This window comes from Diaphorobacter oryzae DSM 22780 (assembly GCF_059568935.1).
In genome coordinates, this window is the sequence record NZ_JCANUL010000015.1 from 56,188 (window position 1) to 69,290 (window position 13,103).

General features: G+C 66.7%; 8 protein-coding genes. 5 read left to right on the forward strand and 3 right to left on the reverse strand.

Translation table 11 applies throughout. The features are described from left to right. Nucleotides 1–87 precede the first annotated feature (87 nt). Entirely contained in the window at nucleotides 88–1,455 is a 1,368-nt protein-coding gene (locus BP68_RS17855; protein ID WP_496374265.1) for an ATP-binding protein, read from the reverse strand. A gap of 61 nt (nucleotides 1,456–1,516) precedes the next feature. Further along, nucleotides 1,517–2,194, reverse strand: coding sequence for a response regulator (locus BP68_RS17860; RefSeq protein ID WP_496374267.1), 678 nt, complete (start codon nucleotides 2,192–2,194; stop codon nucleotides 1,517–1,519). 144 nt (nucleotides 2,195–2,338) lie between these two features. Between BP68_RS17860 and mgtA the strand changes: the two genes are divergently transcribed. The 5 genes from mgtA (at nucleotide 2,339) to BP68_RS17885 (ending at nucleotide 11,776) form a co-directional block, all read left to right on the forward strand. Then, the gene (gene mgtA / locus BP68_RS17865) at nucleotides 2,339–4,882 is read left to right on the forward strand and encodes a magnesium-translocating P-type ATPase (RefSeq protein ID WP_496374269.1); all 2,544 of its coding nucleotides are present in this window, start codon (nucleotides 2,339–2,341) and stop codon (nucleotides 4,880–4,882) included. After that, nucleotides 4,879–6,144, forward strand: a complete 1,266-nt coding sequence (locus tag BP68_RS17870) for an NRAMP family divalent metal transporter (RefSeq protein WP_496374271.1) — start codon at nucleotides 4,879–4,881, stop codon at nucleotides 6,142–6,144. Before mgtA ends, BP68_RS17870 begins: the two co-directional genes overlap by 4 nt. Nucleotides 6,145–6,294: 150 nt before the next feature. Then, nucleotides 6,295–6,876 (forward strand): DedA family protein, encoded by a 582-nt coding sequence (locus BP68_RS17875; protein ID WP_496374273.1) that lies wholly within the window; start codon nucleotides 6,295–6,297, stop codon nucleotides 6,874–6,876. A 167-nt stretch (nucleotides 6,877–7,043) separates the two neighbouring features. Then, a complete protein-coding gene (locus BP68_RS17880) occupies nucleotides 7,044–11,123 on the forward strand; it encodes a Pls/PosA family non-ribosomal peptide synthetase (protein WP_496374275.1) in 4,080 nt (1,359 codons plus the stop codon). Then, nucleotides 11,096–11,776: a 4'-phosphopantetheinyl transferase family protein gene (locus tag BP68_RS17885; RefSeq protein WP_496374277.1), complete on the forward strand. Its 681-nt coding sequence runs from the start codon at nucleotides 11,096–11,098 to the stop codon at nucleotides 11,774–11,776. The genes BP68_RS17880 and BP68_RS17885 overlap by 28 nt, the downstream gene beginning before the upstream one ends. A 161-nt stretch (nucleotides 11,777–11,937) precedes the next feature. Here the strand turns inward: BP68_RS17885 and BP68_RS17890 are convergent, their stop codons facing one another. Next, nucleotides 11,938–13,098: an anaerobic sulfatase maturase gene (locus tag BP68_RS17890; RefSeq protein ID WP_496374279.1), complete on the reverse strand. Its 1,161-nt coding sequence runs from the start codon at nucleotides 13,096–13,098 to the stop codon at nucleotides 11,938–11,940. Between the last annotated feature and the right edge of the window lie 5 nt (nucleotides 13,099–13,103).

Below are 13,103 nucleotides of genomic sequence, written 5' to 3' on the forward strand. Positions count from 1 at the left end.
ATGATCAGTTGCCCTGCATGGGCCGATGCGAAGGACTGTGGCACTGGACACTTAGACGGCGCTTAAGATTTGAATGCAGGCCCCCAGTCAGGCCTTGGGCGGAAAGGCCGTGGTGACGCGCAGGCCGCCAAGCTCTGGCGATTCGTCCAGCCGCAACGCGGCACCATGGCGCAGCGCGATGGCATGCACGATGGCCAGGCCGATGCCACTGCCGTGACCTGCCGTGCCGGGAACCCGGTAGAAGCGATCCAGCGCGCGCTGCCTATCTGGCACCGGGATGCCGGGACCGGAGTCTTCGACGGTCAGCAGCACCGGCGAGCGCGTCTGGATCACGGCATCGGCTTCGCGCGTCACCCGTACATGAATATGTCCGCTGGCGGGTGTGTGCCGCAAGGCATTCTCCAGCAGGTTCCGCAGCAGGATTGCCAGCGCGTCAGCGTGCCCCATGATCCAGAGATCATCCGCAGCCTGGCCGGCAGCCGGTATCAACGCCAGCTCGATGCCGCGCGACCGGGCGTCTGGCCATTGCTCCTGAACCACCCCGGCGGCAAGCGCTGTCAGATTCAAAGGTGTGTCGGGCGCTGCCTGCACATTGCTGCCTTCCACGCGTGCCAAGTCGAGAAGCTGCTCAATGAGCCGCGTCGCGCGATCGATACCGGACAGCAGCCTCTCGGTTGCGATGCGCCGCGTTTGAGGGTCTTCCGCACGCTGCAACGATTGCGCCTGCAGGCGCAGTGCGGCCAGGGGCGAACGCAACTCATGCGCCGCGTCGGCGGTGAAATGCTGCAAGGCTTCCCACGCCGCGCCCAGGCGTGACAGCAGGTCGTTCATCTCCGCGATCAGCGGCTGCAGCTCAGACGGTAGACCTTCGCGGGGCAGAGGTGCCAGATCGTCGGGGCGGCGCATGGACATTTGCGCGCGCACGCGTTCGACGGGCGCCATGGCCCGCGCGATGACCCACCAGACGATCAGCATCAGTAATGGTGCCAGTGCCACCACCGGCAGGATGGCGCGCACGGCAAGCTGACCCGCCATCTCGCGGCGTGAGGCTGTGGCCTGGGCCACCTGCACCACCTGCAACGGCGTTTGCAGGGCGTACACGCGGTAGTCTGTGCTGTCCACACGGGTGGTGCTGAAGCCCAGCACTGCTTGTGGTGGCAACAGCCGTGTGGACGGCGATCGATAGAGCATGGTGCCATCGGCGCGCCAGACCTGAACGATGAACTCCTGCATGCGCTTGTCGCTATCCAGGGGAATGCCCCCCATCACCGCCGCGGCCAGGCTGCCGGTGAGGGATAAGGCAACGCGTTCCATCTGTGCATCGAAGACGGCTTCGGCTTCGCTGCGCGATGTGCGGTAAATGATCGAGGCCTGGACAAGGGCGACCGCCACTACCGCGAGCAGGATGAACACCGTGAGCTGCCTGCGCAGCGAAGGTTCCGGTGAGGATTCCAAGGTGTCAGGCCCTGCCGAACCTGCAGGGGGTGGGCCTGGCATCGGCCGGGAATGGCTGCCGTCAGGAGCCACTGCCGGGCTCCTGCACGGGAACGAGGTAGCCGAGGCCGCGCACGTTCTGGATCAAGTCGGCACCAAGCTTTTTGCGCACGCCGTGGATGTACACCTCGACCGCGTTGCTGCTCACGTCGTCACGCCAGGCGTAGAGCTTTTCCTCCAGCTGCGCGCGCGACAAAATGCGGCCAGGACGGGCCAGCAGGGGTTCCAGAACCGCCCATTCGCGAGCCGACAGCGCCACGGGGCGCCCGGCCAGGGTGACTTCGCGGGTCGCCGGCGTGATGCGGACGTCGCCCCAGGCGTAGACAGGTTCTGCCCGTCCTGCCGCACGTCGCACCAGTGCGCGCACACGGGCCAGCAGCTCCTCCAGATCGTACGGTTTGACCAGGTAGTCGTCTGCACCGGCATCCAGGCCCGCAACACGCTGGGCCACCGCATCACGCGCCGTGGTGATCAAGACGGGCAGGCGGCTCTGGTGCGCGCGCAGGCTGCGCAGCACCTCCAGGCCTTCTTTCCTGGGCAGGCCCAGGTCCAGCACCATCATGTCGTAATCCGTCGTCGCCAGGGCCGTGTCGGCCATGGCGCCGTCCTTGACCCAATCGACCGCGTAGCCTTCGGCCCGCAGGGTGTCGAGCACGACTTCGCCAATCATGGTGTCGTCTTCGGCCAGGAGTATGCGCATGTGGTGAGACCAGCGGCCTTCATTCTCGATGAAGGGTTGTGCTGCATCGTTGAGCCATCGGCCCTTGATGGTGCATGATTTTGTCTTTCCAGGCCACCAGGGCTTCACGACGCCCAGGGCCTTGTTGGCTCGTAGGAGGATTCTGTGACCTCTGAGGAAGTGCCAATCACCCCAGCCCTCGGCCTGACCAGCGCCGAAGCGGCCTCGCGGCTGGTCCGTTTCGGCCCCAACCAGCTCAAACCCCGGCGCCAGAGCGCGCTGCTGCAGATTCTTTCGCGTTTTCGCAACCCGCTCGTGCTGATCCTGCTGGCCGCCAGCGTGATATCGGCCGCCACGGGCGACGCCGCCAGCGCCACCGTGGTGGCGGTGATGGTGCTGCTGTCGGTGGTCCTCGACTTCGTGCAGGAACACCGTGCGGGCCAGGCCGCCGAGAAGCTGGCGTCGCAGGTCGCGCTCAAGGTGCGGGTGCTGCGCGACGGCGCACTGCAGGAGCGGGCCGCGACCGAACTGGTGCCGGGCGACGTGGTGCTGCTGTCGGCGGGCGACCTCATTCCGGCCGATGCGCAGGTACTCGAAGCCAAGGACTTCTTCGTCAACCAGGCGCTGTTGACCGGCGAGCCGTACCCGGTGGAGCGCCACGCCGGCTCGCCCATCGACGAGGCGGCCTGGAACGCCGAGGCGGACAGTGCCCTCTTCATGGGCAGTTCGGTGGTCAGTGGCTCGGCCCGCGCGCTGGTGATGCGCACTGCCAAGCGCACCGCCATAGGCCAGATCGCCACCAGCCTGGAAAAGCCGCCGCCTCCGACCGCCTTCGAGGTCGGCACGCGCCGCTTCGGCCTGCTCATCATGCGGCTGACGCTGCTGCTGGTGCTGTTCACGTTGCTGGTCAATGCGGCCTTCCACCGGCCGCTGCTCGAATCCTTCCTGTTCGCCGTTGCGCTGGCGGTGGGCCTGACGCCCGAACTGCTGCCGATGGTGGTGTCGGTCACGCTGGCGCGCGGGGCGATGCGCATGGCCCAGGCCAAGGTGATCGTCAAGCGGCTCACCGCGATCCAGGACATGGGCGCGATGGACGTGCTGTGCACCGACAAGACCGGCACGCTGACCGAGGCGCGCATCCGGCTGGAAAAGCACGTCGACCCGCAGGGCAATGAGAGCGAGCGCGTGCTGGAGCTGGCCTACCTGAACAGCTTCTTCGAAAGCGGGCTGAAGAGCCCGATGGACGATGCCATCCTGGCGCACCAGCACATCGATGTGGGCGGCTGGACCAAGATCGACGAGGTGCCGTTCGACTTCGAGCGGCGGCGGGTGTCGGTGCTGGTGCAGCGCAAGGGCGGGCCGGACAGCGACCGCCTGCTGATCGTCAAGGGGGCGCCGGAGGATGTGCTGCGTCTCTGTGTAAGCTATGAATTTAATAGCTATTCGCGCTTGTCAGATGGGCGTCAGCAGCCAAAAACGTTCAATGCCGAAGCTCAGTCGCAAGTCAAGGCCTTGTTCGACCGCCTGGGGGCAGACGGCTTCCGCGTGCTGGCCGTCGCCTACAAGCGTGAGCCCGAAACCCTGACCGACGCCGTGGTAGGGGATGAGAGCGAGCTGGTGTTCGCCGGCTTCGCAGCCTTTCTGGATCCGCCCAAGGCCAGCGCCAGACCCGCCCTGCAGGCATTGGCCGCCAGCGGCGTGGCGGTGAAGATCATCACCGGCGACACCGAGCAGGTGGCGCGCCATGTGTTTGCCGAACTGGGCATGGCCGTCACCGGCGTGCTGACCGGCACCGAGATGGCAGCCATGAACGACGATGCGCTGCGCGTGCGCGTGGCAGACGTGAACCTGTTCGCACGCGCCAACCCGCAGCAGAAGAACCGCGTGCTGCTGGCCCTGAAGGCTCGCGGCCACGTGGTCGGCTACCTGGGCGACGGCATCAACGATGCGCCCTCGCTGCACACCGCTGACGTCGGCATCTCGGTCGACAGCGCAGTCGACGTCGCCAAGCAGGCCGCGGCCATGATCCTGCTGGAGAACGACCTGAACGTGCTGCATGCCGGCATCCGCGAGGGCCGGCGCACCTTCGGCAACGTGATGAAGTACCTCATGATGGCCACCAGCTCCAACTTCGGCAACATGTTCAGCATGGCGGCGGCGACGCTGCTCCTGCCGTTCCTGCCGATGCTGCCGTTGCAGATCCTGCTCAACAACTTCCTGTACGACTTGTCGGAGCTGCCGCTGCCGCTGGACCACGTGGACGAAGAAGACTTGGCCCACCCGCGCCGCTGGGACATGGGCTTCATCCGCAACTTCATGATGAGCATCGGGCCCATCAGCTCCATCTTCGACTTCCTCACCTTCTGGCTGCTGCTGAAGGTTCTGGACGCCGACGAGCGGCTGTTCCATACCGGCTGGTTCGTGGAGTCACTGGCTACGCAGGTGCTGGTGATCTTCATCATCCGCACACGCGGCAGCCCATTCAAGAGCCGCCCGCACCCGATCCTGCTGCTCACCTCGCTCGGCATTGTGGGGGCGGCCATGGTCCTGCCCTTCACGCCGCTGGCGGCCATGCTGGGCTTCACGCCGTTGCCGCCGGAGTTCTTTGGCCTGCTGGCGGGGTTGATGGTGGTCTACCTGACGCTGGTGGAGATCGTCAAGCGCTGGTTCTATCAGCGCATGGTTGCGCGAAACGGGGAGCATGGATGACTAGAGCAAAGGCACCAGTCCACACCGCCAGCATGCCGCAGGGCCTGCGCCAGCTTGGCCCCGGCTTGATCACCGGCGCCGCCGACGACGACCCCAGCGGCATCGCCACCTATTCGCAGGCCGGGGCGCAGTTCGGCCTGTCGATGCTGTGGACGGTGGTGATCACGCTGCCGCTGATGGCGGCGATCCAGTTGGTCAGCGCGCGCATCGGCTACGTCACCGGCAAGGGGCTTTCGGAAAACATCCGCGCACGCTATCCGCGCTGGGTGCTGCATGGCTGCGTTGGGCTGCTGGTGGGCGCCAACACGCTCAACATCGGCGCCGACATTGCCGCAATGGCCGAAGTGCTGCGCCTGCTGGTGGGTGGCTCGGCGCACATCTATGCCGTCACGTTCGGTCTGCTGTGTCTGGTGCTGCAGGTGTTTCTGCCCTACCAGAGCTATGTGCGCTGGCTCAAGTGGCTGACATTGGCGCTGTTCGCCTACGTGGCGGTGGTGTTCAGCGTGCGCATCGACTGGCCGGCGGTGGCCCGGGCCGTGGTGTGGCCGCAGCTGCCGGGCGGGCACGACATGTTCCTGACCATCGTCGCCGTGCTGGGCACCACCATCAGTCCCTACCTGTTCTTCTGGCAGGCCAGCCAGGAGGTCGAAGACAAGGGCTTTCGCCCGCATGACAGCGACGAGGTGCGCTTTCACCTGGCACGCATACGCACGGACACGCTCGTGGGCATGGGTTTCTCCAACCTGATCGCCTTCTGCATCATGCTCAGCACGGCTGCCACGCTGTACGTGTCGGGCGTGCATGACATCCAGACCTCTGCCCAGGCCGCGGAAGCCCTGCGGCCGGTGGCGGGCGAGTTCGCGTTTCTGTTGTTCGGTCTGGGCATCATCGGCACCGGCATGCTGGCCGTGCCAGTGCTGGCGGGATCGGCCGCCTACGCGGTGGCCGGTGCCACCGGCTGGCACGGGAGCCTGAGCCTGCGGCTGGACAAGGGCGAGGGCAAGGGGTTCTACAGCGTGATCGCGGTCGCCACCATGGTCGGTGTCATCCTGTGCTTCACGTCCATAGACCCGATGAAGGAGCTGTTCTGGTCGGCGGTCATCAATGGCGTGGTGGCGGTCCCGATCATGGCCATCCTGATGCGACTGGCCACGCGCGCCGACGTGATGGGCGAGCACACGATCGGGCGGCGTGTGCGCTGGCTTGGCTGGCTGGCCACGGGCTGCATGGCGCTGGCGGTGGTGGGGATGGTGGTGGCATGAGTGCATCCGAAGCGTTGCCAGCCATAGGCGCACAAGCACACCGCCCATGTTCGGGCAGGCATCGCGGCGCGTCGCTTCTGGGCGGCTTCGTGGGCGTTCATCGACGCCGGTGGCGTGTGACGGGCGTGCGCACCTTTGCGGGACATTGATATGGACATCGCCGCCTGGATTGCGAGCTACGGCTACTGGGCTGTCGCGGCCGGTTGCCTGTTGGAAGGTGAAACCGTTCTGCTGCTGGCCGGTTTTGCGGCGCACCGTGGCTACCTGCAGTGGCCCTGGGTGGTCGTGGTCGCAACGCTTGCGGGGTTTGCCGGTGACATGGGCTTTTTCCTGCTGGGGAGGCGCTTCGCTTCGCAGGTCCTTGCGCGCTGGCCGCACATCGCTGAGCAGCGGCGCAAGATGGACGTGTGGCTGGCGCGCCGCGGTGTCTGGGTGGTGCTGGCGGTGCGGTTTTTGTACGGATTCCGGATCGCCGGCCCCGTGCTGATCGGTGCCAGTGGCATGCGGTGGGAGCGCTTTGCGCTCTTCAACGCGCTGGGCGCGCTGCTCTGGGCCGTGCTGCTGGCCAGTATGGGCTGGCTCTTCGGCCAGGCCGCGGAACTGCTCCTCGGTGAGTTGCGGCGCTACGAGGGGGCGCTGGCGGCGGTGTTGCTGGCCCTCGCCTTGGGCTATGCGGTGTGGCGCCATTGCAGGCGCCAGGGGCCATCCGGTGTCGGCAACGGCACGCATTGAGTACACGGCAGGCTGCACGGAATGACGCCACGAGCGCGGATGTTGGCAGGCACCCCAGGACATCCTTTACCCTTGCGCTGTGTCATCGGCCACCGCTGATGCAGCGTTCTGGTTTGAACACACGCAACCGTCCGCAGACGTGCAGCTCCTCACACGCAAATAAGAACATGCCCCCGAGTTTCATCCTGCACGGTCCCGACCGGCCTGATCTGCTGCGCCATGAGATCCTGGCCGACATCTTCGAAGCCACCGCCGCCCGCGTGCCGGACAAAACGGCGCTGGTCTTTGGCCTCCGCCACCTGACCTATGCCGAGCTGGACGCCGCCGCCGACCGTGCGGCGCACCGTCTCATCGAGGCGGGCGTGAAGCCGGGCGACATGGTGGGCCTGTGGCACCCGCGCGGCATCGAACTGCTGGCGTGCCAGTTGGCCATCGCCAAGACCGGCGCAGCCTGGCTGCCTTTCGATGCCGACGTGCCCACCGACCGTATCGCCACCTGCCTGGAGGATGCGTCCGCCAAGGCTTTGTTGATCGATGAGCAGCACGGCAAGCCTGCGCGGCGGCAGGACGGCATCACGGCCCGCATCCTGACCGCGCACGAACTGCTGGCACCGCTGCCGGATGGCACGGCGCGGCGCCACCGCGAGGGCGCAGGCCCTGGGCACACCGCCTACGTCATCTATACCAGCGGCTCCACCGGCAAGCCCAAGGGCATCGCCATTACGCAGGGCAGCATCGCCCACTTTCTGCGCAGTGAGAACGCGCGCCTGGGCGTGCGCGAGGACGACAAGGTCTACCAGGGATTTTCCGTCGCCTTCGACATGAGCTTCGAGGAAATCTGGATCAGCTACCTCGTTGGCGCGACGCTCTGGATTGCGCCGAAAGAAATCGCCGGCGACCCCGAGGCGTTGCCGCGTGCGCTGATCGAGCACGACGTGACGGTGCTGCACGCCGTGCCCACGCTGCTGGCGCTGTTCGCGCAGGACGTGCCCAATCTGCGCATCATCAATCTGGGCGGCGAAATGTGCCCGCAGGCACTGGTCGAGCGCTGGGCGCCTGGGCGGCAGATGTTCAACACCTATGGCCCGACCGAGGCCACGGTATCGGCCTCGCTGGCGGAATTGAAGGCGGGCGAGTTGGTGACCATCGGTGAGGCGCTGCCCAACTACGGCCTGCTGGTCATAGAGGTGATCGACCCGGACAGCATCGCGAACGGCGTGGTGGCGCCTTTGAAAATTCTGCCCTTCGGCGAAACCGGCGAGCTGTGCATTACCGGCCCCGGCGTGGCCGCCGGCTATCTGGGCCGGCCGGAACTGACGGCCGAGAAGTTCCTGCCCAATCCCTGGGCGCGCAGCGAGCAGGATGCGCGCCTGTACCGCACGGGCGATCTGGCCAGGGTCGAGTTCAGGGCCGACGGCACGCCGCAAATGCAGTGCCTGGGCCGCGCGGACGATCAGGTGAAGATTCGCGGTTTTCGTGTCGAGTTGGGGGAGATCGAGGCCGTGCTTGCCGCGCAACCTGGCGTGGGCACCACCGCTGTGCTGCTGCGCAAGGAAGAGGGCATTGACCAACTCGTCGCCTTCTATGTGCCCACCGGCGATGGCCCGCCGCACACTCCGGCGCTGCGCGCGGGGCTGGCCGACAAGCTTCCACCCTACATGGTGCCGGCACGCTTTGAGGCGCTTCCCGCCATGCCGCGGCTGCCCAGCGGCAAGATTGACCGCAAGGCACTCAAAGTGCAGCCGCTGGCCGCCGCCGCACCCGTAGATGGTTCAGACACGCCCGTGACCCCGGCGGAGGAGGTGCTGTTCGCCGCGCTCGAGAAGCTGTTCCCCGGCCAGCCGATCCGCCGCGAGCTGGACTTTTTCAGCGACCTGGGCGGCCATTCGCTGTTCGCAGCACGCATCACCAGCGCGCTGCGGCAGGACGCACGCTTCGCCCAGGCCACCGTCAGTGACATCTACAGCAACCGCAGGATCGGCCTGATCGCCGAGGCGCTGCAGGCGGGCATGGCCGATGCCGGCACCGTGGCAACCGAGCGACCGTTTCGCATCCACAGCGCCTGGCGCCGCTGGCGCTGCGGCATTGCGCAGGGGCTGGTGATTCTGTTCCTGGTGCTGTTGAGCATGGCGCAGTGGCTGGCGCCCTTTTTCGCCTACCACTTCAATACCGGCGAGCCGGACGACACGGTGCTGTTCGCGGTGTTCGCCTCGGTGCTCACCTTTCTCGCAGCGACGCTGATGCAGTTCGCCATCGCCTGGGCGGGCAAATGGCTGATCGCCGGGCGGCTGAAGGCCGGCAGCTACCCGCTCTGGGGCTGGGTCTATTACCGCTGGTGGCTGGCCGACCGGCTGACCGAGGCCGTTCCGACCTACATGATCACCGGCTCACCGTTGTATGCGGGCTGGCTGCGCCTGATGGGTGCGCGGGTGGGGCCGGAGGTCAGCCTCGGCTCGGTGAGCCTGCGCGTGCCCGAGCTGATCAGCATCGGCGAGGGCACCAGCATCGGCAATGCGGTGAACCTGGAGAACGCACGCGTCGAAGGCGGCCTGCTGCACCTGGGGCGTATCGACATCGGCCGCGACGCCTGCGTCGGCTCCTACGCCGTCATAGAAGGCAACACCACCATCGGCGATCACGGGCACCTCGAAGGCCAGTCGGCCCTGGGTGCAGGGCAGCAGGTGCCGGCGTACAAGGTCTGGCACGGTTCGCCCGCGCGCGAGCGCGGCGACTTCAACCCCGCCAGTCTGCCGCCACGTCCGCCGGCGGGCCGTGGTCGCCTGGCCTGGGAGAACCTGTTCTTCATCGTCGGCGCGCTGACGGTGGGGGTGCTGTTCTTCATGCCGGTGTTTCCTACCTTTTTGCTGATCGACTGGCTCGACGTTCCCGAGCTGTCCGTGCGCCCGCTGGTCGACGACGGCAGCCTCACCGCGCTGCAGGCGTTCGGCCTGCGGCTGGTGAAGTTCTTCGTGCTGGCGCTACCGGCCAGTCTGGTGTTCATCCTCGCCACCGTACTGCTGTCGGCGCTGCTCCGCTGGGCCTTTCTGCCCAGGATGCAGGCCGGCTCCTGGCCGATCCACAGCAACCGCTATCTGGCCAAGTGGCTGGTCAGCCAGATCCAGGAGTCCAGCCTGGCGGTGCTGCACGGCATCTACGCCACCATCTACAGCGCCGGCTGGTACCGCCTGCTGGGCGCCAAGGTCGGCAAGGAGACCGAACTCTCTACCGCGCTGGGTGTGGTCCCCGACATGCTGACGCTGGGCGACGAATGCTTCATCGCCGACGCCGTGATGCTGGGGGATGAGCACATCGACGGCGGCTGGATGACGGTGCAGCCCACCGTGGTGTCGCGCCGCAGCTTCATCGGCAATGGCGCCTACGTGCCCGACGGCACCACCGTGCCCAAGAACGTGCTGATCGGCGTGATGAGCGCCGTGCCACGCAACGCCAGCATGCAGGAGGGTGACACCTGGCTGGGTTCGCCACCGCTGCACCTGCCCGCGCGCGAGGTCGTGAGCGGGTTTCCCGAGCACCTGACCTTCGCTCCGTCAAAGTGGCGCAAGCTGGGCCGTGGACTGGTCGAGGCTTTCCGCATTGCCGCACCGCACGCGTTGGTCATCGCGGTCGGCTACGCCATCGTGCTGGATGCCATGCCGCTGGCCGAGGCCGACCGCTGGGGCGCGGTGGTCGTCGACCTGGCGGTGGGTGGCGTGTTGTTTGGCTTTGCCACCTTTATGTTCGTGGCGCTGTTCAAGTGGCTCTCTGTGGGGCGCTATCGGCAGCGCGCGGTGCCGATGTGGACGCCCTTCGTGTGGTTGTCGGAGGCGGCGACCAACCTTTATGAGGGCATTGCAGTTCCCTGGCTGCTGCGCTACCTGCGCGGAACGCCCTGGCTCTCCGACGCCCTGAACCTGCTGGGCGCGAAGATCGGCCGCGGTGTGTACTTGGACACCACCGACATGACCGAATTCGACTGCGTGAGCATCGGCGACCACAGCGAGCTGAATGCCCAGTGCTGCCCGCAGACGCACCTGTTTGAAGACCGCGTGATGAAGATCGACCATGTGAAGATTGGCAGCCGCGTCACCCTGGGGCCACGCTGCACCGTGCTGTACGGCGCGCGGGTGGGCGACGGCGCCCAGCTCGGCCCGCTGACGCTGGTGATGAAGGGCGAGAGCATTCCGGCGCGCACCTGCTGGCACGGGCTGCCAGCGTCGCCATGGCGCATCCCACCGACTTCGTCGTGACCATGCTCCCATCCGCGCTGACGGCTTGCCGCTTTGCTGGCGACCACCCTGGTGCCTTGCCACAGGTGTTTGCCATGCCTGCGCCCAAAGGGCTGCCGGGCGAGGCGCCGGAGTCCACGCGCGCGCGGGCGCGGCACGCCGCTCGCGCAGCGCTGCAACACCTGCTGGCCGAGGAGTTTCGCTGTACGCCCGACGCCATCGTCCTCAGCAATGTGCGCGGCCAGCCGGTGCAGGCCTTGGCCTGGCCACATGTCGGTCTGTCCATCAGCTATGCGGCGGACACTATCGTGCTGGCGCTGTTCGCGGGCGGCGAGGTGGGGGCGGATCTGGCAGCCATCGATCCTGCGGGCTGCACAGACGAGCTGTGGCGAACCGCCGTCCTCTACCTGCCGCCTGGCGATGTCTCCGCCCTGGGAAGCCACACCTCGTCAGCCGCGTTCTCGAAAGCGTTTGTTGACGCCTGGACACGGCAGGAAGCGCGCCTGAAGTGTGTGCGCCAGCCCTTGGTGGAATGGTCGTCTTCCGTGGAATCGAAGTTCGCTGGCTTGCGTGTTTCGGGTGTGGTGTTGCCCGACTGGGCCTGCTTAAACCATGTGGCTGCCGTTGCCTGGCGGCCTCTGGCGCGCCCTTGGCGAACCGGCACCTCGCGGTAAGTTGCTTGCCAACGGCTTGCTTCCTGGAGTCCAACTCCAGTAGCCGGTTAGCGTGGTGGCCGCCCCAGCCGCCGCGCCAACTCCCCGCGTGCGGCGGTGGTCTTGTGGAAGAAGCGCTTGAGGCCCGAGCACAGGTAATGCAACCCAGGTTCGCCGTCTGCCTAGGTGGTGAAGCGGTCCTTCGGGCAGTCGCCCCAGCACAGGCGCAGGTAGGGGCAGGCCTTGCAGCAGCCGGGCAGGGTGTCCGACTTGGCGTAGGCAAATTTCTTCTGCGCTTCGGAGAAGGCGAGGTCGCCCTCGTGGGTGTCTCCGATGTTGCCCAGGCGGTACTCGGGGTAAACGAAGTGGTCGCAGGCGTAGAGCGTGCCGTCGTGTTCGAGGGCCAGCGCCTTGCCGCAGATTTCGGCCGAAATGCATTTCTGCGCGCCGGCGCCGAACAGCATCGAGACGATGTTCTCGAATTGGTCGACGAAGACCGTGCCGAAGTCCTTGGCGAACCACTCGTCCCAGACGCGGCCGAGGAAATAGCCCCAGTCGTCGGGATCGATCGACCACTCGGTGACGACCGACTCGGGGTGTCCCGGGCGAGCGCGATCGCTGCCCTGCACCGGCAGCCGCTCGGCCGGCCAGTGCCCGGGCGCGCAGTGGCGGAAATCGCGGCGCTCGATGCAGGGGGTGAATTGGATCAGGCGCGGCCGCACCTGGTCGCGCAGGAAGCGGTAGACGTCTATCGGACGCTTGGCGTTGTCGCGGTTGACCACGCACAAGGCGGAGAAGGGGACGCCGTGCCGGTGCAGGCGCTCGACGGCGGCCATCACCCGGGCGTGCGTTGGCTGGCCGCCCTTGTTGTAACGGTGACGGTCGTGCAGTTCGGCCGGGCCGTCGATTGACAGTCCGACGAGGAAGCTCTCGGCCTTGAGGAAGGCGCACCACTCGTCGTCGAGCAGGATGCCGTTGGTCTGCAGGTCGTTCTCGATGCGCTGGTTCGGCTTGCGGTACTGGCGCTGCAGTTCGACGATGCGCCGGAAGAAGGGCAGGCCCATCAGCGTCGGTTCGCCGCCCTGCCAGCTGAAGACGACTTCGGGGCCGTTCTGCGCTTCGATGTACTGGCGGATGTGCGCTTCGAGCAAAGACTCGCTCATGCGCGGCATTTTGGGCTGCTGCAGCAGGTCTTCCTTGTGCAGGTAGAAGCAGTAGCTGCAGTCGAGGTTGCACTGCGCGCCGGCCGGCTTGACCATGGTGTGGAAGCGGTAGGTCTGGCCCGGGGCGGGCGCCGGGAGCCGCAGCGGCGGTTCCGGCGGCAGGGGATGGATCGGAATCATAGTGT